We start from the raw sequence: 19,639 nt of genomic DNA, 5'->3' as shown, positions 1-19,639 counted from the left end.
ACGTGCACGCCGTACACCGCATGAACGCATCCACCGGGACCGGTGCATCCACGACCGGCCAGGACCGCGAGCCGGCCCCCGGGCGGCAGAGCGTGGTCTCCGCCGTCCCCCGCCAGGGCGGCGGCCCGCGCGACGGGACTCCGGGCGGCCCTCCTTGCGCCCCCGACCCGCTGGAGCACCCCGACCCCGTTCTCGCCGCCGACGCCGCCACCGTGGAGAACCTCCTGCGCTGCTGGGTCCGCGAGACCGGCGTGCCGCGGCCCGGCGGGCCCGAACTGCACCTGCCCCTGCCCGCGAGCGGGTCGGGCCTGCGGGTCCCCGTGACCTACTGGTCCGCCGCCGGCTGGCACCGCTTCGGCCCGCCGGCCCTGGCGGACGCCCCCGACGACGCCCCGGCCGTCGACGCCGTCACCCTGGCGGCGCTCCTGGGCCGCGAAGCCGCCCACCGCGCCGCCCGTGCCGGATGCGAGCGCACGGAGGGGGCGGCGGAACTCGTCGGCAGAGTGGCGGACTCGGCGCGGCGCACAGCGGCCTTCCTCGCCGACCGGCGAGCTCGCCCCGCCGACCCGGACGCGGGCGAGCTCTTCCTCTACGCGGAGCAGTCCCTGCTCCTCGGCCACCCCCTCCACCCCACGCCCAAGAGCCGCGAAGGCCTCTCCGACGCCGAGTCGCACGTCTACTCCCCGGAGCTGCGCGGGGCCTTCCCGCTGCACTGGATGGCCGTCCACCGCTCCCTGCTCGCCATGGACTCGGCGTGGACCGAGCGGGGCCGCCCCGTCGACGCCGTCACCCTCGCCGCCCGGCTCGCCGGGCCGGAGCTGCGCCTGCCCGAGGACACCGCCGCCCTGCCGCTGCACCCCTGGCAGGCCCACGACGTCCGCAGCCGCCCCGGCGTCCGCCGCCTCCTGGACGCCGGCCTGCTGCACGACCTGGGGCCCCTCGGTGCGCCCTGGTACGCCACCTCGTCCGTCCGGACCGTCCACCGGCCCGGCGCCCCCGCGATGCTGAAGCTCTCCCTGGGCCTGCGCATCACCAACTCCCGCCGGGAGAACCTCCGCAAGGAGCTCCACCGCGGCGTCGAGATGCACCGCCTGCTGCGCAGCGGCCTCGCCGAGCAGTGGCGCGCGGCCTGCCCCGGCGGGCTCGGCTTCGACGTCGTCCGCGACCCCGCCTGGCTCGCCGTGGACACCCCCGAGGGCGCGCCGCTGACCGGCCTCGACGTCGTCGTCCGGCACAACCCCTTCGGCCCCGGCGACGACGCCGCCTGCCTCGCCGGGCTCGTCTCGCCCCGGCCCCGGCCCGCCCCGGCGGACCAGGAGCACCCCGGCGCCCCCGCCGGGCAGCCCGCCATGCGCTCGCGTCTCGCGCACATCGTGGCCCGCCTCGCGCACCGCACCGGCCGCCCCGCGGGAGCCGTCTCCGCGGAGTGGTTCCTGCGCTACCTGGAGGCGGTCGTGCGCCCCCTGCTCTGGCTGGACGGCGAGGCGGGCATCGCCCTGGAGGCCCACCAGCAGAACACGCTCGTCCTCCTGGACCGGGAGGGCTGGCCCGCAGGCGGCCGCTACCGCGACAACCAGGGCTACTACTTCCGCGCCTCCCACCGGGACGCCCTCGACCGGCGGCTGCCCGGAATCGGCGCGGAGAGCGACACCTTCGTGTCCGACGAGGTCACCGACGAAAGGTTCGCCTACTACCTCGGCATCAACAACGTCCTCGGCCTGATCGGGGCCTTCGGCGCGCAGCGCCTCGCCGACGAACAGATCCTGCTGGCCGCGCTGCGCCGCTTCCTCAAGGACGCCGTGGCCGGCCCGGCCGCCGGCCGCTCCACCCTGCCCGCCCGCCTTCTCGAAGCGCCCACCCTGCGCTGCAAGGCCAACATGCTGACCAGGCTGCAGGGGCTCGACGAGCTCGTCGGCCCGGTCGACACCCAGTCCGTCTACGTCACCATCGCCAACCCCCTGGTCACGTCGGCCCGATGACCGGCGCGAGCCCCGGCCCCGGGTGAACGGGGCCCTTGAGGACACGGGCCCCCGCGGGCCCACAGGATCCCGGACACCGAGGGGATCCTCCGAGAGGAGAGCGTCTCCGTGCCGCCCACCGACCCCAGCGAAGGCCCGGGCACCGGCCCGGGCACCGACGAGCACCCCCGCGCCGGCGTGCCGACCGCCGACTTCCCGGCCGCCGGCCTTGCCGGCGCCGGCATCGCGGGCCCGAGCGCCGATGGCGGCGCCTCCGCGGATGCGGGCGGCGATCCGCCGACCGACAGCGAGACCACGCTCGAACTGAAGCTGTCCGAAGAGTTCGTGGAACTCCTCGACCACGGTCCCCCGGAGCCGGCCGCGATCACCGTGGGCCGCGGGCCCGCCGGGGCCATCGGCCCGGGATCCGACCTCCTCGACTCCCTCGCCGACTGGGGGCCCGCCGACACCGGCGCGGGCACCTTCCAGCTCGTGCCGGTCCGCGTCGAGCGCGATCTGCGGCTCATCACCCGCTGGATGAACGACCCGGCCGTCGCGGCGTTCTGGAAGCTGGGCGGCCCCGAGAGCGTGACCGAGGCTCACCTGCGTGCCCAGACAGGCGGAGACGGCCGCAGCATCCCCTGCCTCGGGGTGCTCGACGGCGTGCCGATGAGCTACTGGGAGGTCTACCGCGCCGACCTCGACCCCATCGCGCGCCACTACCCGGCCCGCCCGCACGACACCGGGATCCACCTGCTGATCGGCAAGGTCGCCGACCGGGGGCGCGGTGTCGGCACGCGCCTGCTGCGGACCGTCGCCGACCTCGTCCTGGACCACCGGCCGTCCTGCGGGCGCGTCATCGCCGAACCCGACCTGCGCAACACCCCGTGCGTCTCCGCGTTCCTGAGCGCCGGTTTCCGGCTGACCGCGGAGGTCGACCTTCCGGACAAGCGCGCGGCCCTGGTGGCCCGCGACCGCGCCCTGCGCAGCCTCCTCTAGAGCCGCCCTGCTCTCCGGCCGCCGCCTCCGGTTCTTCCACCGCATCACCCACCCCCCCATCGGCCTACTCAAGGAGCCCCCTTGCCTCCTTCACACCGGTCCGAACCTCTCGCCGGCCCCGGCTGGTCCCTCGCGGGTGCCCGCCTGCTCGCCAAAATGCTCGGCGAACTCAGCTACGAGGGCGTGCTGACCCCCGAGCCCGACGACGGGGCCGCGGCGCCCACGTCGGAGACACCCGTGACCGTGGCGCCCACCTCGGAGACACCCGTGACCGCGGCGCCCACCACCGCCTACCGGTTGTCGTTAACGGAGGACGTGACGTACCGCTTCCGCGCGCGCCGGAGCGCGTACGGCCACTGGCGGGTCGACCCCGACTCCGTGACACCCTCCCAGGACCCCCTCCGCTTCCTCGCCCTCGCCCACGACACCGTCCTCGGCCTCTCCGGCGACACCACGGGCCACCTGGCCAGGGAACTCCTCGCCACGCTCACCGCCGACACCCGCCTCCAGACGAGCGCCCTCAGCGCGGCCGCCCTCGCCGACCTCGACTACGCCGCGCTCGAAGGCCACCAGACCGGCCACCCCTGGCTGATCGCCAACAAGGGCCGGCTCGGCTTCTCCGCCTCGGACGCCGACCGGTGGGCCCCCGAGGCCCGCACCCCGCGCCGTCTGCCCTGGATCGCCGCCCACCGCGACCTCGCGCACTACCGGGCCGTCCCCGCACTGGCCACCCCCGATCGCCTCTACGCCGAAGAGCTCGCCCCCGGCACCCGCGCCGCCTTCGCCCGTACCGTGGCCGACCACGGCCGTGACCCCGCCGACTACCTCTGGCTCCCCGTCCACCCCTGGCAGTGGGACGAGACCGTGGCCCCCCTCTTCGCGCCCTGTCTCGCCGACGGATCCATCATCTCCCTGCCCACTGACAACGACCTCCGGCTGCCCCAGCAGTCCGTCCGCACCTTCCTCAACACCAGCCGCCCGCACGCCCGGACGGTGAAGCTCCCGCTCTCCATCCTCAACACGCTCGTCTGGCGCGGCCTGCCGACCGAGCGCACCCTCGCCGCCCCCGCGGTCACCGCCTGGGTCCAGTCCCTGCGCGACTCCGACGACTTCCTCCGGGACGAGACCCGGGTGATCCTCCTGGGCGAAACCGCCTCCGTGACCGTCGAGCACCCCCTCTACGACCGCCTGCCCGGCGTCCCCTACCAGTACAAGGAGCTGCTCGGCTGCATCTGGCGCGAGCCCCTCGGCCCCGCCCTCGCCCCCGGTGAGCGCGCCCGCACCCTCGCGGCCCTGCTGCACACCGACCCCGCCGGCCGCTCCTTCACCGCCGAGCTCGTCGGCCGCTCCGGCCTGGCCCCGGCCGACTGGCTCCGCCACCTCTTCGCCGCGCTGCTCCCGCCGCTCCTGCGCTTCCTCTACCGCTACGGCACCGTCTTCTCCCCGCACGGCGAGAACGCCATCGTCGTCTTCGACGGCAACGACGTGCCCACGCGCCTCGCCGTGAAGGACTTCGTCGACGACATCAACATCAGCGCCGTACCCCTCCCCGAGCACGCCCCGATGCCCGAGGACGTGAGGGCCGTACTGCTCACCGAACCGCCCGGCTTCCTCACCCAGTTCATCCATTCCGGCCTCTTCGTCGGCGTCTTCCGCTACCTCGCGCCGCTGTGCGAGGAGCAGCTCGGAGTGCCGGAGAGCACCTTCTGGTCGCTCGTACGGGCGGAGATCGTGCGCCACCACGAGCGCTTCCCGCGGATGAAGGACCGCTACGAGATGTTCGACCTGCTCACCCCGCGGATCGAGCGGCTCTGCCTCAACCGCAACCGGCTGCACCTCGACGGCTACCGCGACCGTCCCGAGCGCCCGCACGCGGCCGTCCACGGCACCGTGCCCAATCCGCTGCACATTCCGTGACGGCGCCGCCGATGTCAGTGGCGCCCTTTAGGGTGGAAGAGCTATGACTGCCTCCTCCTCGCCCTCCCTCACGGACCTGCTGCACGCCGCCGTCGCCGCCGTCGGCGGCACGGAGCGGCCCGGCCAGGTCACGATGGCCGAAGCCGTCGCCGAAGCCGTCGGCGGCAATTCCCACCTGCTCGTGCAGGCGGGCACCGGCACCGGTAAGTCCCTCGGCTATCTGGTGCCGGCCCTGGCCCATGGCGAGCGCGTGGTCGTGGCCACCGCGACGCTGGCGCTCCAGCGCCAGCTCGTGGAGCGCGATCTTCCGCGGACGGTGGACGCCCTGCAGCCGCAGCTGCGCCGCCGGCCGCAGTTCGCCATGCTCAAGGGCCGGTCCAATTACCTGTGCCTGCACCGGCTGCACGAGGGGGTCCCGCAGGACGAGGAGGAGGGCCTCTTCGATCCCTTCGAGGCGGCGGCGCCCTCCAGCAAGCTCGGCAAGGACCTGCTGCGCCTGCGCGACTGGGCCGACGAGACCGAGACGGGCGACCGCGACGATCTCACCCCCGGCGTATCGGACCGCGCGTGGTCCCAGGTCTCGGTCACGTCCCGGGAGTGCCTGGGCGCCTCGAAGTGCGCGTACGGCGCCGAGTGCTTCGCCGAGGCCGCCCGGGAGCGGGCCAAGCTCGCCGACGTGGTGGTTACCAACCACGCGCTGCTGGCCATCGACGCCATCGAGGGTGCCCCGGTGCTGCCGAGCCATGAGGTCCTGATCGTCGACGAGGCCCATGAGCTGGTCTCCCGGGTCACCGGCGTCGCCACCGGCGAGCTCACCCCCGGCCAGGTCAACCGCGCGGTGCGCCGTGCGGCCAAGCTCGTCGACGAGAAGGCCGCCGACGCCCTGCAGACCGCGGCCGAGAGCTTCGAGAGCCTGATGGAGCTGGCGCTCCCCGGCCGTCTGGAGGAGATCCCCGACGACCTCGAGTACGCCCTGATGGCGCTGCGCGACGCCTCCCGGACGGTCATCTCGGCCATCGGCAACACCCGCGACAAGTCCGTCCAGGACGAGGACGCGGTCCGCAAGCAGGCCCTGGCCTCCGTGGAGAACATCCACGCGGTCGCCGAGCGCATCGTGGAGGGCTCCGAATACGACGTCGTCTGGTACGAGCGCCACGACCGCTTCGGGGCGTCCCTGCGCGTGGCTCCGCTGTCCGTCTCCGGGCTGCTGCGCGAGAAGCTCTTCAGCGAGCGGTCCGTGGTGCTCACCTCGGCCACGCTCAAGCTGGGTGGCGACTTCAACGGCGTGGCCGCGTCCCTGGGGCTGGCCCCCGAGGGCACCGGAGGCGCGGAGAGCCCCGAGTGGAAGGGCGTCGACGTCGGCTCGCCGTTCGACTATCCCAAGCAGGGCATCCTCTACGTCGCCCGGCACCTGTCCCAGCCCGGCCGCGAGGGCAGCCGTACGGACATGCTCGACGAGCTGGCCGAGCTGGTGGAGGCCGCGGGCGGCCGGACGCTCGGGCTGTTCTCCTCGATGCGGGCCGCCCAGGCCGCGGCCGAGGCGCTGCGCGGCCGGCTCGACGTGCCGATCCTGCTCCAGGGTGAGGAGACGCTCGGCGAGCTGATCCGGAATTTCGCCGCCGATCCGCGCACGTGCCTGTTCGGCACTCTGTCCCTGTGGCAGGGGGTGGATGTGCCGGGGCCGAGCTGCCAGCTGGTGGTGATGGACCGGGTGCCCTTCCCGCGGCCGGACGATCCCCTGATGAGCGCCCGGCAGAAGGCCGTGGAGGAAGCGGGCGGCAATGGCTTCATGGCCGTGGCCGCCACGCACGCGGCGCTGCTGATGGCCCAGGGCGCCGGTCGGCTCGTCCGTGCCTCGGGGGACCGCGGTGTCGTCGCCGTCCTCGACCCCCGGCTGGCCACGGCCCGCTACGGCGGCTTCCTGAAGTCGTCCCTGCCGGACTTCTGGTACACCACGGACCGTAATCAGGTGCGCCGCTCCCTGGCGGCGATCGACGAGGCGGCGAAGGCCGAGGGCCGCTAGCACGGGCTGTCGCATACGGAAGGGCCGGCGGCGACCGGGGAGGGCTTGCCGCTCCGGCACCGGGGCGTGATCCGTACCCGTCCATCCGGGCTCAGGGTCTGCTCAATCCGGGCCTCAGGGTCTGCCAAAGAAATGAGCCCCGGAACCGGCGCAGGTGGTTCCGGGGCCCGGCCTCGCGGCCTGCGCGATCACACGCGGCGCAGCACCGCCACGACCTTGCCGAGGATGGTCGCCTCGTCGCCGGGGATCGGCTGGTAGGCGGCGTTGTGCGGCAGCAGCCACACATGGCCGTCCTCGCGCTTGAAGCGCTTGACCGTGGCCTCCCCGTCGAGCATGGCGGCCACGATGTCGCCGTTCTCCGCGACGGGCTGGCGGCGGACCGTCACCCAGTCGCCGTCGCAGATGGCCGCCTCGATCATGGAGTCACCGACGACCTTCAGGACGAACAGCTCGCCGTCGCCGACCAGTTGCCGGGGAAGCGGGAAGACGTCCTCCACGGACTCCTCGGCGAGAATGGGGCCACCCGCGGCGATCCGGCCGACGAGCGGCACGTAGGAGGCGGCGGGCTTGCCGGTGGTGTCCGTGGGCTGCGAGCTGGGCTGGTCGGAGCCGCGCACCTCGTAGGCCCGGGGGCGGTGCGGATCCCTGCGGAGGAAGCCCTTGCGCTCCAGGGCCATGAGCTGATGGGCCACGGACGAGGTGCTCGACAGCCCCACCGCCTGGCCGATCTCCCTCATGGAAGGTGGGTAGCCCCGGCGCTGGACGGAATCCCTGATCACTTCGATGACCCGCCGTTGGCGGTCGGTGAGGCCCGAGCTGTCGGCCCGGATGCCTGGAGGTCGTCCCGGGAGGGCCCGAGCGGGCTTCTGCCCCTCGGTGCTCATGGCTGCGTCATTCATCGGGTGTGCCTGGTCGAGTCGGTTCTGGGAGCGGTCCTGGGCGGTGATTGTGGCGCTGTCTGCGGTGGTGGTCACGTCGGCCCCTCTCGAAATGTTCTCCCTAGCTGGACAACGGTAGTTGCTTTCGAAAGGTTGCGCCAAACACACGTTCGAGTGAAATATCGAAGTTTGCCTGACGTGATCAGGGTCAAGGGTGTACGGCTGAAGATCAATTCGACCTATTACGGTACCCTTCGGTGCGAAGCGCACCGAGCGGGTCGCCGGCCCGTGCGGGCCTCGCGCGCGGCCCGGCCGTCCGGTCCGGGCGCTTGCGTGCGGCGGCTCCGCGGTGGCCCCAGTGTGTCATCAAAGGCCCCGTGCCCCTGCCGCCGGGGCGGCTCGCGTAGGGTCGTGACCGGTCTTCCCGGCGGTGAAACGCCTCCGGCGCGGCTCACCGCACGGCACCAGATCTAGTGGTTTGATTGGCGGCAGCCGCCCACAGGTTGTGGTCGAGAGGTGTCGCCGGTCATTTGCGGCCGTCGCCATCGCCTATGCTGGGGGCTGCTTCGCAAGGCCCCCGTTCGAGGGTCCGCCGAGGCTGAAGATCGTGCACAGTCCTACGAGGGTGAGGAGGGTGGAGAGCCATGCACTGCCCCTTCTGCAGGCACCCCGACAGCCGCGTCGTCGACAGCCGGACCACCGATGACGGCTGCTCGATCCGCCGGCGGCGCCAGTGCCCCGACTGCTCCCGTCGTTTCACGACCGTGGAGACCGCGTCGCTGATGGTGATCAAGCGGAGCGGGGTCACCGAGCCCTTCAGCCGCACGAAGGTCATCTCCGGAGTGCGCAAGGCCTGCCAGGGCCGCCCGGTCACCGAGGACGCCTTGGCCCAGCTCGGTCAGCGGGTCGAGGAAGCGGTGCGCGCCACGGGCAGCGCCGAGCTCTCCACCCATGACGTGGGCCTCGCCATACTCGGCCCCCTCCGGGACCTCGACCTGGTCGCGTACCTGCGGTTCGCGTCCGTGTACCAGGCGTTCGACTCGCTCGAGGACTTCGAGGCCGCCGTCGCGGAGCTGCGCGAGCAGCGGTCCGCCGCGAGCGCGGGCGGCTGCGCCGGGGACCCGCAGGTTCCCGCGCCCACCGCGGCCGCCGAGTAGCCGCGGCCATCACAGACCTGCCCGGCGCGCCGCGCGCCCGGGCGAAGACAGACATAGCGCGCCACGGAAGAATTGGGCGCATTAGGGCGTTTTGCCCGTAGAGGGAGGCGGCATGACCGAGACGACGAGCGGCCCGGCACGAGGTTCCCGAGCCAAGGGGAACAAGGGCGGCAGCGGCAAGGGTCTGCGTATCGAGCGCATCCACACCACCCCCGGTGTGCACCCGTACGACGAGGTCGTCTGGGAGCGCCGTGACGTCGTCATGACCAACTGGCGCGACGGCTCGATCAACTTCGAGCAGCGCGGCGTGGAGTTCCCCGACTTCTGGTCGGTGAACGCGGTCAACATCGTCACGAGCAAGTACTTCCGCGGCGCCACCGGTTCGCCCGAGCGGGAGTCCAGCCTCCGCCAGCTCATCGACCGGGTCGTGCTGACCTACCGCAAGGCGGGCGAGGAGCACGGCTACTTCGCCTCCCCGGCGGACGCCGAGATCTTCGAGCACGAGCTCACCTACGCCCTGCTCCACCAGGTCTTCAGCTTCAACTCCCCGGTCTGGTTCAACGTCGGCACCAAGCAGCCGCAGCAGGTCTCCGCCTGCTTCATCCTCTCCGTCGACGACTCCATGGAGTCGATCCTCGACTGGTACAAGGAAGAGGGGATGATCTTCAAGGGCGGCTCCGGCGCCGGCCTGAACCTCTCCCGCATCCGCTCCTCCAAGGAGCTCCTCTCCTCCGGCGGCAACGCCTCCGGCCCCGTCTCCTTCATGCGCGGCGCCGACGCCTCCGCAGGAACGATCAAGTCGGGCGGCGCCACGCGCCGTGCGGCCAAGATGGTCGTCCTCGACGTCGACCACCCCGACGTCGAGGCCTTCATCGAGACCAAGGTGAAGGAGGAGGAGAAGGTCCGCGCCCTGCGCGACGCCGGCTTCGACATGGACCTGGGCGGCGAGGACATCACCTCCGTCCAGTACCAGAACGCCAACAACTCCGTCCGCGTCAACGACGAGTTCATGAAGGCCGTCGAGACCGGCTCGCAGTTCGGTCTGCGCGCCCGCATGACCGGTGAGGTCATCGAGGAGATCGACGCCAAGGGCCTCTTCCGCAAGATGGCCGAGGCCGCGTGGGCCTGTGCCGACCCGGGCATCCAGTACGACGACACGATCAACCACTGGCACACCTCGCCGGAGTCGGGCCGGATCACCGCGTCCAACCCCTGCAGCGAGTACATGCACCTGGACAACTCCTCGTGCAACCTCGCCTCCCTCAACCTCATGAAGTTCCTGCGCGACGACGACAAGGGCAACCAGTCGTTCGACGCCGAGCGCTTCGCCAAGGTCGTCGAGCTCGTCATCACGGCGATGGACATCTCCATCTGCTTCGCCGACTTCCCGACCGAGAAGATCGGCGAGACGACCCGTGCCTTCCGCCAGCTGGGCATCGGCTACGCCAACCTCGGCGCCCTGCTGATGGCCACCGGCCACGCCTACGACAGCGACGGCGGCCGCGCCCTCGCCGGTGCCATCACCTCCCTGATGACCGGCACCTCCTACAAGCGCTCCGCCGAGCTGGCCGCGGTCGTCGGCCCGTACGACGGCTACGCCCGCAACGCCGACGCCCACAAGCGCGTCATGCAGCAGCACGCCGACGCCAACGGTGTCGCCACGCGCATGGACGACCTGGACACCCCGGTGTGGGCCGCGGCCACCGAGGCCTGGCAGGACGTCATCCGCCTCGGTGAGAAGAACGGCTTCCGCAACGCCCAGGCGTCCGTCCTGGCGCCCACCGGCACCATCGGCCTGATGATGGACTGCGACACCACGGGCGTCGAGCCGGACCTGGCCCTGGTCAAGTTCAAGAAGCTCGTCGGCGGCGGCTCGATGCAGATCGTGAACAACACGGTTCCGAAGGCGCTCAAGCGCCTGGGCTACCAGCCGGAGCAGGTCGAGGCGATCGTCGCCCACATCGCCGAGCACGGCAACGTGATCGACGCCCCGGGCCTCAAGCCCGAGCACTACGAGGTCTTCGACTGCGCCATGGGCGAGCGTGCGATCTCCGCCATGGGCCACGTGCGCATGATGGCCGCCGCGCAGCCGTTCCTGTCGGGCGCGATCTCCAAGACGGTGAACCTGCCGGAGTCGGCCACCGTCGAGGAGGTCGAGGAGGTCTACTTCGAGGGCTGGAAGCTCGGTCTGAAGGCCCTCGCGATCTACCGCGACAACTGCAAGGTCGGCCAGCCGCTCTCCGCCAAGAAGAAGGAGGAGGCCAAGGCCGAGGCCCCCGCCGCGGCGGAGAAGGTCGTCGAGTACCGCCCCGTCCGCAAGCGCCTCCCCAAGGGCCGCCCCGGCATCACCACCTCCTTCACGGTGGGCGGCGCCGAGGGCTACATGACCGCCAACTCCTACCCGGACGACGGTCTCGGCGAGGTCTTCCTGAAGATGTCCAAGCAGGGCTCGACCCTCGCGGGCATGATGGACGCCTTCTCGATCGCGGTCTCGGTCGGTCTGCAGTACGGCGTGCCGCTGGAGACCTACGTCTCGAAGTTCACCAACATGCGCTTCGAGCCGGCCGGCATGACCGACGACCCGGACGTGCGGATGGCACAGTCGATCGTCGACTACATCTTCCGCCGCCTGGCGCTGGACTTCCTGCCGTTCGAGACCCGCTCGGCGCTCGGCATCCACTCGGCCGAGGAGCGTCAGCGCCACCTCGACACCGGTTCTTACGAGCCGACCGACGAGGACGTCGACGTGGAGGGCCTGGCCCAGTCCGCGCCGCGCCAGACCGAGGCTCCGAAGCCGTCCCAGCCGGCTGCCGCTGCCGCTGTCCCGGCGCCGAAGCAGGCCCACAACTCCACCGAGCTGGTGGAGATGCAGCTGGGCCTGAACGCGGACGCACCGCTGTGCTTCTCCTGCGGCACGAAGATGCGCCGCGCGGGCAGCTGCTACCTCTGCGAGGGCTGCGGCTCGACCAGCGGCTGCAGCTGATCCGGGTGCCGCCGAGGCACTGAAGAGCACCTGAAGGCGGTGGCCGGAGGAATCCCTCCGGCCACCGCCTTCGGCGTGCCCTTTCGCCATGCCGGTCGCTAAGCCGGCTTCGTCATGCTTCCGCGGCCAATTCCCTCTGGTCCGCGGTGATCGGCATGTCGTTGATGCTTGCCTCGCGGCGCTGCATCAGACCGTCCGGGGCGAATTCCCACTGCTCATTTCCGTAGCTGCGCCACCACTGGCCGTCGGCGTCGTGCCACTCGTACCGGAAGCAGACCGAGATCCGGTTGCCGGACCACGACCACAGTTCCTTGCGCAGCCGGTAATCCTGTTCCTTCTCCCATTTGCGGCGGAGGAAGGCGCGGATCTCTTCGCGGCCGGTGATGAATTCGTGCCGGTTCCGCCAGACGCAGTCCTCGGTGTAGGCGAGGGCGACCCGTTCGGGGTCGCGGCTGTTCCAGGCGTCCTCGGCGGCCCGGACCTTGGCCCGGGCGGAGGATTCGTCGAAGGGGGGCAGAGGTGGGCGCTGAGCCATGGCATGCCTTCCGGACGCACGGGAAGAATGGAGAACGGTCGTTCTCCGCTGTCGTTGTAGCCTAGAGAACGATCGTTCTCCGCGCCAGCCCGGGAGGGGCAATGGACATCACCGAAGCCAACGGCCGACTGCTCGACGCGGCGGAGTCCCTGTTCTACGAGCACGGTCTCCAGGCCGTCGGGATGGACCGGATCCGCACGGCGTCCGGGGTCTCCCTCAAGCGCCTCTACCAGCGCTTCCCGTCGAAGGAGGTCCTGGTGGAGGCCTATCTGCGACGCCGTGACAGGCGCTGGCGAGAAGCCCTGGCCGAGCACGTCGCCGCTTGTCCCTCGGTGGCCGCCCGCCCCCTGGCGGTCTTCGACTGGCTGGAGCAATGGTTCGGCGAGCCGGATTTCCGCGGCTGTGCGTTCATCAATGCCTACGGTGAACTGGGCACGGGCTCCCCGGCCGTGGCCGGAGCCGTGCGGGACCACAAGGCGGAGGTGTTGCGGTACTTCACCGGGCTCGTGCGCGACGCCGGCGTTCCGAATCCCGGTCCCGTGGCCGAGCAGCTGGCTGTCCTGGCCGACGGCGCCATCACCACGGCGGCGGTTACCGGAGCGCCCGGTGCCGCGCGCAGGGCCCGGGAAGCCGCCGCGGTATTGCTGGGGGCGGCGAGTGCCGCGTGATCGCAGCCGAAAGCGGCCCGCACGGAGGGTGAATACTGTCGAGTGACCTGGCCGAGGGGAGAGAGCAGTAATGACGGGTGAGTTCGTGTGGGGCGGCGGGGATCTGGACCTCGGTGCCTATCTGGCACGCATCGGGGTCGAGGGAGAGATCCGGCCGGACCTTGAGACGCTGAAGGCGGTGCATCGCGGCCATGTGGCCGCCTTCCCCTTCGAGAACCTGGAAATCCTGCTCGGGAGGCCGGTTCTGCTCGATGTGAAGTCCCTGCAGGACAAGATGGTGGCGCAGCGCCGTGGAGGCTACTGCTACGAGCAGAACCTGCTGCTTGCCGCGGCCCTGGAACGCATCGGATTCTCGTTCACGGGTATAGGCGCGCGGATCAGGATGGGCAGTGACAAGCTGCGTCCGGTCACGCATATGGCGCTCAAGGTCGAGGCGGGTGGCCAGTACTGGCTGTGCGACGTCGGGTTCGGCGGCGAAGGGCTGTTGGAACCGCTGCCCTTCCGGGACGGCGTGCAGGCGCAGCAGGGTGGCTGGACGTTCGGGATCGAGCGGGAGTCGCAGGAGGTGCAGGTGCTGCGTTCGCTCCATCCGGAGGGTTGGTTCGACCTGTACGCCTTCGGCCCGGAGGAGCGTTTTCCTGTCGACTACACAGTGATGAACCACTACATCTCCACGCACCCGCACTCGCCCTTCGTCTCGCGCGTGGTGGTACAGCAGACGGAGCCCGGCATACGGCGGAGTCTGGTGGGCTCCGTGCTCGTATCCGCTCGCCCCGACGGCTCCGAGGAGCAACGGGAGGTACCCGTGGCGGAGTTGGTGGAACTGCTGGCGCGTGAGTTCCGGATCGGTCTCGGCGAGGAGGACGCCGTGACCCTCGCACGGGTGCAGTCCTGCGGTACGTGACTGCGGGCCGCTGTGCGGGCCGTACGATGGCGCGGTGCTGGTCAAGTGGACTCGCTGCACCGTGGTCGACCGCCGCGGCTTCGAACGCGGACAACGCAAATGGGCGGGCCTGCTCGGCGAGCCCGGTTTCCGGGGGCAGGGCGGAGGCTGGAGCAGGGCGCGCCCGCATGTGGTGCACCTGTTCGGCTTCTGGGAGAGCAGGGCGTTCTACGACTCCTTCATGGCGCGCTCCCACGACCGGCTCGCGGCGGCCCAGGCGGGCACGTTCAAGAACGCCCAAGTCAGGCTGTTCGAGCACCGGTTTGACGTGAAGGTCGGCTTCCGGCCGCAGTTCGCGGATGCGGACGTGGTGCGCATCGCCCACTGCCGGGTCCGGGAGGACCGCGTGGAGCACTTCACCCTGATGCAGGAGAAGGTGTGGAACCCGGCCATGGCCGGGTCCCCGGGGATGCTGCGCGGCGTCTTCGGGGAGGCGCCCGGCCCGGAGTTCCTCGTGCTGTCCGTGTGGAACTCCGGGGCCGAGCACGGGAAGTACCGCGCGGAGCGGGTCGAACGCCTCGCCCTGCGCACGCAGATCGAGGCCGACGTCGCGTCGATCGGCGGTGACATCGTCGCGCTGGAGCCTTCCTGGACGGTGTGACGGCCGAAGAGGTGCCGTGGCGGTCCGTGGGTCACACCGGTGAGGTGAAGACGCCCGCGCGGGCCGCGGCGAGGGCAGCGTCGGCGGCCTGCTCGGCGACGGTGGCGTCGAGGGCCTCCCGGGTGATGAACAGCCGGAAGAAAAGCGGCGCCGATACGGCCCTGGCGAGGGAGCCGGCGTCGGTGCCGGCCGGCACCTCGCCGCGGGCGGCGGCCCGCTCGGTCAAGGGTGCGCAGCGCGCGAAGCGTTCGGCGTAGAAGGCGCGCAAAGCGTCCGCCGCCCGCTCCGACTGGAAGGCGGCGATGAAGGCCGCCGGAGCGGCTCCGGCGGCCGTGTCGCCGAAGGTGTCGACGACCTCCTGCGCCAGGGCGTGCAGATCGCCCTTGAGGGTGCCCGTGTCGGGCGGTGTCCACGCGTCCTCCCCCGCCAGGTCCAGCGCGTCGGCGACGAGGCCCTCGACGCCGCCCCAGCGGCGGTAGAGCGTCGTCTTGTGGACGCCGGACTGCTCGGCGACGTACTCCACGGTGAGCCCCGGATAGCCGTACTCGACCAGTCCGGCGAGGACGGCGTCGCGTACGGCCGCGCGGGTGCGTGCGGTGCGGCCGCCGGGCCGGACCGTGCCCGGCGCGGAGGAGGGGGAAGCGGAGGGGGGAGGCGTCGAAGGCAACTGCAACTCCTGTTGCGTTAGCTGGATGGGGTATGCCATGCTGAGCGTAACGCAACTCTGGTCGCATTTGCTGTGGCGTGGCCGGAGGGCGCGTTCCCGCAGGGGCCTCCCGGTGCTCCCTGCCGAAGCCGACGGAGGTGCGCGTGCCCACTCAGCTTTCTCTGCGCGAGGTGTCCATGTCCCGGGGCGACCGCCCGCTCCTGGACGGCGTCACGTTCTCGGTGCGCCCGGGCGAGCGGATCGGCATCGTCGGCGAGAACGGCGCCGGGAAGTCCACGCTGCTCAGGCTCCTCGCGGGCCTCGACGTGCCCGACGAGGGCACCGTCGTCACCGGCGCGGAGGGCGGCGTGGCCCGCCTGGGCCAGACACCCGAACTCCCTCCGGAGCGCACGGTGGGCGACGCCGTCGACCTGGCGCTGGCCGACCTCCGCGCCATGGAGCGCAGGCTCCGGGAGCTGGAGGCCGCTCTGGGCGAGGCCGGGCCCGAAGCCCTGAGCGAGTACGGCGAGCTGCTCAGCACCTTCGAGGGGCGGGGCGGTTACGAGGCCGACGCCAGGGTGGACAAGGCGCTGCACGCCCTGGGGCTCGCTCACATCGGGCGGGAGAGGCCGCTGGGCAGCCTCTCGGGAGGGGAGCAGGCCCGCCTCGGCCTCGCCTGCCTCATCGCGGCAGCCCCCGAGGTCATGCTCCTGGACGAGCCGACCAACCACCTGGACGGCGCGGCCCTGGCCTGGCTCGAGGACACCCTGCGGGCGCATCCCGGCACCGTCGTCGCCGTCTCCCACGACCGCGTCTTCCTCGAACGCGTCGCCACCGCCGTGGTGGAGCTCGACGCGGACCGCAGGTCCCTGGTCCGCTACGGCGGCGGATACGCGGGGTTCGTCGAGGAGCAGGCCGCGGCCCGCCGCCGCTGGGAGCAGGCGTACGAGGAGTGGTCAGCGGAGACCGCGGCGCTCGAAGGCACCGCCGCGACCGTCGCCCGGCGCGTGGCCCCGGGCCGCGCCGCCAAGGACGGCAACAAGATGGCCTACGACCGCGACAAGGGCCGCGTCCAGTCCTCGGTCTCCAGCCGCGTGCGCAACGCCCAGGAGAGGCTGCGCCGGCTCCGGGAGAATCCGGTGCCCCGGCCGCCGGAGCCCCTGCGCTTCGACGCCCGCCCGGCGGCGGGCACGGCCGAGGGCGTCCTCGTGGCGCTGGATGACGTACGGGTGGGGGAGCGGCTCGCCGTCCGCCGGATGGAGGTCCGTGCGGGCGAACGGCTGCTGGTGCACGGGGCCAACGGCGCGGGGAAGAGCACCCTGCTCCGCCTGCTCGCGGGCGTCACCGAGCCGGACGCCGGCACCGTGACCCGGCGGGGGAGCACCGGCTATCTTGCCCAGGAGATCCCTGTGACCCGGCCCGCGGAACGGCTGCTCGCCGCCTTCGCCCGCGGCCTGACGGGCACCGAGGAGGAACACCGGGCCCTGCTGCTGTCCTACGGTCTCTTCCGCGAGCGCGACCTCCACGTGCCCGTCGGCGCCCTCTCGGCAGGACAGCGTCGCCGCCTCGGGCTCGCCCGTCTCCTTGCCCGGCCCGCCGACCTCCTCCTGCTGGACGAGCCGACCAACCACCTCGCCCTCGGCCTCGTCGAGCAGCTGGAAGAGGCCCTGGCAGCATGGCCCGGCGCGCTCGTCGTGGTCACCCACGACCGTCACATGCGCCGGCGCTTCGAGGGCCGGCAGTGCGAGATACGGGACGGCGGGGCGCTGATCGAGGGCTGGCGAGGCAGTCGGACGGAGCTCGATCTAGGGTGGGCGGCATGCCACGGCCCCGACGCATCGTTCTCATCCGGCACGGAGAGTCGGTGGGCAACGTCGACGACACCGTCTACGAACGCGAGCCCGACCACGCCCTGAGCCTGACGGAGAGAGGCCGCCGGCAGGCCGCGGACGCAGGAGCTCCCCTCCGCGAGCTCTTCGGCGACGAGCGCGTCTCGGCCTACGTCTCCCCCTACCGGCGCACCCACCAGACCTTCCACGCCCTCGGGCTCGACCCGGGCCGCGTCCGCGTCCGCGAGGAACCCCGGCTGCGCGAGCAGGACTGGGGGAACTGGCAGGACCTCGTCGACGTGCGCAGGCAGAAGGCCTACCGGGACGCCTACGGCCACTTCTTCTACCGCTTCGCCCAGGGCGAGTCCGGCGCGGACGTCTACGACCGCGTGGGCGCCTTCCTGGAGAGCCTGTGGCGCAGCTTCGAGGACCCCGGCCACCCGCCCAACGTCCTGCTGGTCACGCACGGCCTGACCATGCGGCTCTTCTGCATGCGGTGGTTCCACTGGACGGTCGCCGAGTTCGAGTGCCTGTCGAACCCGGGCAATGCGGAGACCCGCGCCCTGCTCCTCGGGGCGGACGGCCGGTACCACCTCGATCGGCCCTTCGAGCGCTGGTGCACACCTGAACCGTACGGCTTCACCGGTTAGAGTTCGCTCCGATGACCGCTGACCGATTCCACCGCGCACTGGCGAGCCTGCGCGGGCTGGCCCTCGGCGATGCCCTCGGCTCCCAGTTCTTCGTCCCGGGCAACTACCCGTCACTCAAGCGGCGCGAGCTGCCCCCTTCCCCCTGGCAGTGGACCGACGACACCGAGATGGCCTGCTCCGTGCTCGCCGTCCTCGCCGCGCACGGACGCATCGACCAGGACGCGCTCGCCCGTTCCTTCGCGGAGCACCACGACTTCGACCGCGGGTACGGCCCGGCCGTGGGCCGCATGCTGCGTCTGGTCCGGGAGGGAGGCGACTGGCGCGAGCTGGCCTCGGCCCTGTTCAACGGGCAGGGCTCCTGGGGCAACGGCGCGGCGATGCGCATCGCCCCTCTCGGCGCCTGGTACGCCGACGACCCGGAACAGGCCACGCACCAGGCCGAGATCTCCGCGTACACCACCCATCAGCACCGCGAGGCGGTCGCCGGCACCATGGCGGTGGCCGCCGCCGCCGCGATCGCCGCCGCCCCGGCCGGCCCCGTGGCCCCCGACGCGCTGCTGGAGGGCGTCATCGCCCTGGTGCCGCGCAGCGCCGTGCAGGCCGGGCTGCGCCGTGCGCGGGACATGCTCGACTACGGCGACCCCACCACGGTCGCCGCGGTCCTCGGCTGCGGCCGCCGCACCAGCGCGCACGACACCGTGCCCTTCGCCCTGTGGTCCGCTGCGCGGAACCTCACCTCCTACGAGGCCGCCTTCTGGACCACCGCGCGGGTGGGCGGCGACGTGGACACCAACTGCGCCATCGTCGGCGGAGTGGTCGCCGCGGGCGAGCGGGGCGCGCCGCCCGCGGACTGGCTCCGGCGCACGGAGGACCTGCCGGAATGGCTCCCGTCGGGCGCGGGCCGGCAGTAGCCGAACCGGCCGCAAGAACCGGAATGGAACCGACCGTAAGAAAGGGGAGGGGGCGGGGCTACTCGGGCCACCCGTAGGGGCGTACGCTTGCTGGCGCCATGCCGTACGAACCGCCTACCCACACCGTCGAGCGCTCCCTGCGCGCAACGACCGGAGTCAAGGTCGTCGCCGGGCTCGACGAGGTCGGCCGGGGCGCCTGGGCCGGTCCGGTCACCGTGTGCGCGGCCGTCACAGGGCTGCGCCGCCCTCCCGAGGGCCTGACCGACTCCAAGCTGCTGACGCCCAAGCGGCGGGCCGCCCTCGCCGTGCAGCTGGAGAGCTGGGTCACCGCCCACGCGCTCGGCCACTCCTCCCCACAGGAGATCGACGAGCTGGGCATGACGGCGGCGCTGCGACTGGCCGCGTCCCGCGCGCTGGAGGCGCTGCCCGTCCGGCCCGAGGCGGTGATCCTCGACGGCAAGCACGACTACCTCGGCGATCCCTGGCGGGTCCGCACGGTCATCAAGGGCGACCAGTCCTGCGTGGTCGTCGCGGCGGCGTCCGTGCTCGCCAAGGTCCGGCGCGACGCGATGATGGCGGAACTGGGCCTCGGCTTCGAGGACTTCGGCTTCTGTGACAACGCCGGATACCCCTCGCCGGTGCACCGCGCCGCTCTCGAGGCGCTGGGCCCCACCCCGCACCACCGGCTGTCCTGGTCGTATCTGGACGCGCTGCCCAGGTGGCAGCACCTCAAGCGGGTTCGCAGCGTCCCCGAAGCAGCTTCACTGGAGGCCGGTGGCCAGCTCGGTTTCGAATTCTGAGCGGCCCTTGCCGCCACCCGCCGACGCGACTCGCACCGGCGTTTGATAAACATCAACTCATGCCTCTCATCCCCGAGGAGCCTCAGATTCACGAGAGTGTCCCGGGTCCCCGCGCCGTGCCGGCCCCCGGCCGTACGGCGC

At 72.0% G+C, this 19,639-nt stretch carries 15 protein-coding genes and 1 pseudogene; 13 read left to right on the top strand and 3 right to left on the bottom strand.

The annotated features are described in order from the left end of the window. Positions 1-20 precede the first annotated feature (20 nt). The 4 genes from ACSNOG_RS04045 to ACSNOG_RS04030 all read left to right on the top strand — a co-directional run bounded on the left by ACSNOG_RS04045 (position 21) and on the right by ACSNOG_RS04030 (position 6,897). Positions 21-1,979 carry an IucA/IucC family protein gene (locus ACSNOG_RS04045; RefSeq protein WP_436751119.1) on the top strand — a complete coding sequence of 653 codons (1,959 nt, stop codon included), beginning with the start codon at positions 21-23 and terminating at the stop codon, positions 1,977-1,979. Between the two features lie 108 nt (positions 1,980-2,087). Beyond that, entirely contained in the window at positions 2,088-2,957 is an 870-nt protein-coding gene (locus ACSNOG_RS04040) for a GNAT family N-acetyltransferase (RefSeq protein WP_436751118.1), read from the top strand. Positions 2,958-3,038: 81 nt separating this feature from the next. Beyond that, positions 3,039-4,874 (top strand): IucA/IucC family protein, encoded by a 1,836-nt coding sequence (locus ACSNOG_RS04035; protein ID WP_436751117.1) that lies wholly within the window; start codon positions 3,039-3,041, stop codon positions 4,872-4,874. Positions 4,875-4,917: 43 nt separating this feature from the next. Continuing rightward, on the top strand, positions 4,918-6,897 hold the full coding sequence (locus tag ACSNOG_RS04030) for an ATP-dependent DNA helicase (RefSeq protein WP_436751116.1): 1,980 nt from the start codon (positions 4,918-4,920) through the stop codon (positions 6,895-6,897). A gap of 188 nt (positions 6,898-7,085) precedes the next feature. Here ACSNOG_RS04030 and lexA read toward each other — a convergent pair whose 3' ends face one another. Then, positions 7,086-7,871, bottom strand: a complete 786-nt coding sequence (lexA, locus tag ACSNOG_RS04025) for a transcriptional repressor LexA (protein WP_058047270.1) — start codon at positions 7,869-7,871, stop codon at positions 7,086-7,088. A 548-nt stretch (positions 7,872-8,419) separates the two neighbouring features. On the opposite strand from lexA, the gene nrdR reads away from it, so the two are divergent. Together nrdR and ACSNOG_RS04015 are read left to right on the top strand one after the other, a co-directional pair. Continuing rightward, complete coding sequence (nrdR, locus tag ACSNOG_RS04020) at positions 8,420-8,932, top strand: transcriptional regulator NrdR (RefSeq protein WP_436751115.1); 513 nt, start codon at positions 8,420-8,422, stop codon at positions 8,930-8,932. A 112-nt stretch (positions 8,933-9,044) separates the two neighbouring features. After that, a complete protein-coding gene (locus ACSNOG_RS04015; RefSeq protein WP_436751114.1) occupies positions 9,045-11,915 on the top strand; it encodes a vitamin B12-dependent ribonucleotide reductase in 2,871 nt (956 codons plus the stop codon). 112 nt (positions 11,916-12,027) lie between these two features. Here ACSNOG_RS04015 and ACSNOG_RS04010 read toward each other — a convergent pair whose 3' ends face one another. Then, positions 12,028-12,450: a DUF1348 family protein gene (locus tag ACSNOG_RS04010; protein ID WP_436751113.1), complete on the bottom strand. Its 423-nt coding sequence runs from the start codon at positions 12,448-12,450 to the stop codon at positions 12,028-12,030. A gap of 101 nt (positions 12,451-12,551) precedes the next feature. Between ACSNOG_RS04010 and ACSNOG_RS04005 the strand changes: the two genes are divergently transcribed. The 3 genes from ACSNOG_RS04005 to ACSNOG_RS03995 all read left to right on the top strand — a co-directional run bounded on the left by ACSNOG_RS04005 (position 12,552) and on the right by ACSNOG_RS03995 (position 14,662). Then, positions 12,552-13,118: a TetR/AcrR family transcriptional regulator gene (locus tag ACSNOG_RS04005; protein ID WP_436751112.1), complete on the top strand. Its 567-nt coding sequence runs from the start codon at positions 12,552-12,554 to the stop codon at positions 13,116-13,118. 70 nt (positions 13,119-13,188) lie between these two features. Further along, positions 13,189-14,022, top strand: a complete 834-nt coding sequence (locus ACSNOG_RS04000; protein ID WP_436751111.1) for an arylamine N-acetyltransferase family protein — start codon at positions 13,189-13,191, stop codon at positions 14,020-14,022. 34 nt (positions 14,023-14,056) lie between these two features. Continuing rightward, the gene (locus ACSNOG_RS03995) at positions 14,057-14,662 is read left to right on the top strand and encodes a YdbC family protein (protein ID WP_436751110.1); all 606 of its coding nucleotides are present in this window, start codon (positions 14,057-14,059) and stop codon (positions 14,660-14,662) included. A gap of 31 nt (positions 14,663-14,693) precedes the next feature. On the opposite strand, the gene ACSNOG_RS03990 is transcribed toward ACSNOG_RS03995, so the two are convergent. Then, the gene (locus tag ACSNOG_RS03990; RefSeq protein WP_436751109.1) at positions 14,694-15,368 is read right to left on the bottom strand and encodes a TetR/AcrR family transcriptional regulator C-terminal ligand-binding domain-containing protein; all 675 of its coding nucleotides are present in this window, start codon (positions 15,366-15,368) and stop codon (positions 14,694-14,696) included. Between the two features lie 104 nt (positions 15,369-15,472). Here ACSNOG_RS03990 and abc-f point away from each other — a divergent pair. The 4 genes and pseudogenes from abc-f to ACSNOG_RS03970 form a co-directional block, all read left to right on the top strand. Next, a pseudogene (abc-f, locus tag ACSNOG_RS03985) lies at positions 15,473-17,068 on the top strand (ribosomal protection-like ABC-F family protein); the annotation flags it as partial. A 59-nt stretch (positions 17,069-17,127) separates the two neighbouring features. Continuing rightward, positions 17,128-17,787, top strand: coding sequence for a histidine phosphatase family protein (locus ACSNOG_RS03980; protein ID WP_436751108.1), 660 nt, complete (start codon positions 17,128-17,130; stop codon positions 17,785-17,787). A gap of 11 nt (positions 17,788-17,798) precedes the next feature. Next, positions 17,799-18,698: an ADP-ribosylglycohydrolase family protein gene (locus ACSNOG_RS03975; protein ID WP_436751107.1), complete on the top strand. Its 900-nt coding sequence runs from the start codon at positions 17,799-17,801 to the stop codon at positions 18,696-18,698. A gap of 98 nt (positions 18,699-18,796) precedes the next feature. Next, the gene (locus tag ACSNOG_RS03970; RefSeq protein WP_436751106.1) at positions 18,797-19,498 is read left to right on the top strand and encodes a ribonuclease HII; all 702 of its coding nucleotides are present in this window, start codon (positions 18,797-18,799) and stop codon (positions 19,496-19,498) included. Positions 19,499-19,639: the final 141 nt, after the last annotated feature.

The sequence above is a fragment of the Streptomyces sp. URMC 124 genome, from assembly GCF_051386455.1.
GTDB lineage: Bacteria > Actinomycetota > Actinomycetes > Streptomycetales > Streptomycetaceae > Streptomyces.
Note: the sequence above shows the minus strand (reverse complement) of the source record. Positions and strands in the feature narration are given on the sequence as shown.

Coding starts and splice junctions, on each gene's coding strand:
- ACSNOG_RS04045 (WP_436751119.1), top strand. CDS start 21: ATGAACGCATCCACCGGGACCGGTGCATCCACGACCGGCCAGGACCGC.
- ACSNOG_RS04030 (WP_436751116.1), top strand. CDS start 4,918: ATGACTGCCTCCTCCTCGCCCTCCCTCACGGACCTGCTGCACGCCGCC.
- nrdR (WP_436751115.1), top strand. CDS start 8,420: ATGCACTGCCCCTTCTGCAGGCACCCCGACAGCCGCGTCGTCGACAGC.
- ACSNOG_RS04015 (WP_436751114.1), top strand. CDS start 9,045: ATGACCGAGACGACGAGCGGCCCGGCACGAGGTTCCCGAGCCAAGGGG.
- ACSNOG_RS04010 (WP_436751113.1), bottom strand. CDS start 12,450: ATGGCTCAGCGCCCACCTCTGCCCCCCTTCGACGAATCCTCCGCCCGG.
- ACSNOG_RS04005 (WP_436751112.1), top strand. CDS start 12,552: ATGGACATCACCGAAGCCAACGGCCGACTGCTCGACGCGGCGGAGTCC.
- ACSNOG_RS04000 (WP_436751111.1), top strand. CDS start 13,189: ATGACGGGTGAGTTCGTGTGGGGCGGCGGGGATCTGGACCTCGGTGCC.
- ACSNOG_RS03990 (WP_436751109.1), bottom strand. CDS start 15,368: ATGGCATACCCCATCCAGCTAACGCAACAGGAGTTGCAGTTGCCTTCG.
- ACSNOG_RS03980 (WP_436751108.1), top strand. CDS start 17,128: ATGCCACGGCCCCGACGCATCGTTCTCATCCGGCACGGAGAGTCGGTG.
- ACSNOG_RS03975 (WP_436751107.1), top strand. CDS start 17,799: ATGACCGCTGACCGATTCCACCGCGCACTGGCGAGCCTGCGCGGGCTG.
- ACSNOG_RS03970 (WP_436751106.1), top strand. CDS start 18,797: ATGCCGTACGAACCGCCTACCCACACCGTCGAGCGCTCCCTGCGCGCA.